The following is a 3,016-nucleotide window of genomic DNA, read 5'->3' as shown; positions in this document are numbered from 1 at the left end:
CCATCGTGGTGATCGGCGTGGTCGGGTTGCTGCTCGAACAGGCGCTGATGCTACCGGCACGCCGCTTTAGCTGGGATAAATAAGGAGCCGATGATGAATCCAATTATTCGCGTACAGCAGGTCAGCCAGCGTTTCAATACCGCAGGCGGCGAGTTCCTCGCCCTCGATAACGTCAGTTTTGATATCCACGAAGGTGAAACCCTCAGCCTGATTGGCCACTCCGGCTGCGGAAAGTCCACGCTTCTCAATCTGATCGCCGGGCTAACGCAGCCGAGCAGCGGCGTGTTGCTGTGTGACAACCGCGAAATCAGCGGTCCCGGTCCGGAGCGTGCGGTGGTGTTCCAGAACCATTCGTTGCTGCCGTGGCTGACCGCCTACCAAAACGTCGAGCTGGCAGTGCAGCAGGTGTTCAAAGGAAAGATGAGCAAAAGCGAGATGAGTGAGTGGATCGAACACAACCTCAATCGCGTGCAGATGAGTCACGCGCTGCATAAGCGTCCGTCGGAGATCTCCGGCGGCATGAAGCAGCGTGTCGGTATTGCGCGTGCGTTGGCTATGCAGCCGCGTGTGCTGCTGCTGGATGAACCGTTCGGCGCGCTGGATGCACTAACGCGCGCTCATCTGCAAGACAGCGTGATGCGCATCCAGCAGGAGCTCAACACCACCATCGTGCTGATCACGCACGATGTCGATGAGGCGGTGTTGCTGTCAGATCGCGTGCTGAAGATGACCAACGGCCCCGCCGCGCAGGTCGGTGACATTCTCAACATCGACCTGCCGCGTCCACGTTCACGGGTAGCGCTGGCCGACGAGCCGCGTTATCACCAGCTGCGCCAACGGATTCTGCATTTCCTGTATGAAAAGCAAACGGCTGTGGCGTAAGGGGACAACCATGGTGCAGCGACTGGTAGTGATCGGTAACGGCATGGCGGCGATGCGCATGGTGGAAACCTTGCTGCAACGTGCGCCGGGTCGCTACGCCATCACGGTGATTGGCCGTGAGCCGCACGGCAATTACAACCGGGTACTGCTGTCGCCGGTGCTGGCGGGCGAAAAAGCCTTTGCTGACACGGTGCTCCACGCGCCCGAATGGTATGCGGCACATCAGGTGCAACTGCTGATGGGCGAAGAGGCGCTGCAGGTGGATATCCCTGCGCGCACAGTGCAAACCGACCAGCGCACCCTGCACTGGGACAAGCTGGTGTTCGCCTGCGGTTCGAGGCCGCGCATGCCGGATCTGCCCGGCATCCATCGCCCTCAGGTGCAGGGTTTTCGCACGGTGCGAGACGTGGAGACCATGCTCGCGCAGCAAGGTCCGGTAGTGGTGCTGGGCGGAGGATTTATTGGCGTGGAAGCCGCAGCGGCGCTGCGTCAGCGTGGGCGTGACGTCACGCTGCTGCATCATCGCCCGTGGCTGCTTGATCGCCAGCTGGATGCCAAAGCGGGTGCGCTGTTGCAGCAGCATCTGACACAGCGCGGTATTCGCTGTCGGCTCGGCGTCTCTTTGCAGTCCATAGACACGGAAAGCGTCACGCTCAGCGACGGCGCGGTTATCGCGGCGGAACAGGTGGTGATCGCCATCGGCGTGCTGCCGGAGATCGTGCTGGCGCAGGCGGCTGGCGTGCCTTGTCAGCGCGGCATTCTGGTAAACCGCCAACTGCAAACCGCGCTACCGCATGTGTATGCGCTCGGCGAGTGTTGCCAAATCAGCGGAGAAACCTTTGGCTTGATTGCGCCTTGCCTGGCGCAGGCCGCCGTGCTGGCAGCACAACTGGCGGGTGAACCCGTGGCCGACTTTCACTATCAGGAAAACGGTACGCGGCTGAAAGTCAGCGGCATTGAGATGTTCAGTGCGGGCGATATCAGCGAAGGCGACGCCATCAGTAGCTTTGACCCGCTGCACCAGCACTATCGCCGTCTGTTTTTGCGCGATGGCGCGCTGCGCGGCGTGCTGCTGTTTGGTGACAGCCAGGCGGCAGGCACGCTGCTACCAAAACTTCAACAGGCCGCGCAGGTGGGAATCAACGCGCTGTTCGGTCTTGACGACAACACAACGCAGCCGAGCGCTGCAGGAAGCCAGATGATGAGCAAACCTCTTCTCGCCGTGGTTGGACACGGCATGGTCAGCCACCATTTTCTCGAACAGCTGGTGAGTCGTGAACTGCATCAGCACTATCACATCGTGGTGTACGGCGACGAGCCGCAGATGGCCTACGATCGCGTGCACCTTACCGAATACTTCAACGGCAAAAGTGCGGACGATTTGTCACTGGTCAGCGATAACTTCTTTCAGCAACACGGCATCGAACTGCGCAGCGGTTGTGAAGTGGTGGCAATTGACAGTGCAAAACGCAGCCTGCGTGATGCCAGCGGCGCGGAATTGAGCTGGGATAAACTGGTGCTGGCGACGGGCTCGGTACCGTTTGTGCCGCCGGTTCCTGGCCACGATGATGCGCGTTGTTTTGTATACCGCACACTGGCCGATCTGGATGCGATTGCTGACTGTGCCCGAAAGGCGACGCGCGGGGTGGTGATTGGAGGCGGGCTGCTCGGACTTGAAGCCGCCAACGCATTGAAACAGCTCGGTCTGGAAACCCATGTGGTGGAGTTCGCGCCGCGTCTGATGGCGGTGCAATTGGATGACGGCGGCGCGCAGATGCTGCGCGGCAAAATCAGCGCACTGGGCGTACAAGTTCATACCAGCAAGCAAACTGAAGCAATTGAAAGCCTGCCGGATGGCAGCCTGCAGCTGCGTTTTGCCGATGGCAGCCTGCTGGCAACGGACCTGCTGGTATTTTCAGCCGGCATCCGTCCGCGCGATGCACTGGCGCGCGCCGCCGGACTGCAACTGGGTGAGCGCGGCGGCATTCTGATCAACGACGCTTGCGCCACCAGCGCCGCAGATGTCTATGCGATTGGCGAATGCGCGCTGTGGCAAGGGCAAATTTTCGGTTTGGTTGCGCCGGGATATCAAATGGCACGCGTCCTGGCGGCACAGTTGGCACAGGAAGATCAG

The 3,016-nt window shown here is 60.7% G+C and carries 2 protein-coding genes and 1 pseudogene; all 3 read left to right on the top strand.

The window, feature by feature from the left end:
• Positions 1-83: pseudogene (locus tag RTY00_RS22820) on the top strand (nitrate ABC transporter, permease protein); the annotation flags it as partial.
• Between the two features lie 10 nt (positions 84-93).
• Positions 94-882: an ABC transporter ATP-binding protein gene (locus tag RTY00_RS22815; RefSeq protein WP_312666450.1), complete on the top strand. Its 789-nt coding sequence runs from the start codon at positions 94-96 to the stop codon at positions 880-882.
• A 10-nt stretch (positions 883-892) separates the two neighbouring features.
• The coding region (locus RTY00_RS22810; protein WP_312666448.1) for an FAD-dependent oxidoreductase at positions 893-3,016 on the top strand (2,124 nt) is incomplete at its 3' end.

This window comes from Pantoea sp. CTOTU49201 (assembly GCF_032054795.1).
GTDB lineage: Bacteria > Pseudomonadota > Gammaproteobacteria > Enterobacterales > Enterobacteriaceae > Pantoea > Pantoea symbiotica.
Note: the sequence above shows the minus strand (reverse complement) of the source record. Positions and strands in the feature narration are given on the sequence as shown.

What these genes read in the sequence shown, in the direction of transcription:
- RTY00_RS22815 (WP_312666450.1), top strand. Translation starts at nt 94, where the DNA reads ATGAATCCAATTATTCGCGTACAGCAGGTCAGCCAGCGTTTCAATACC.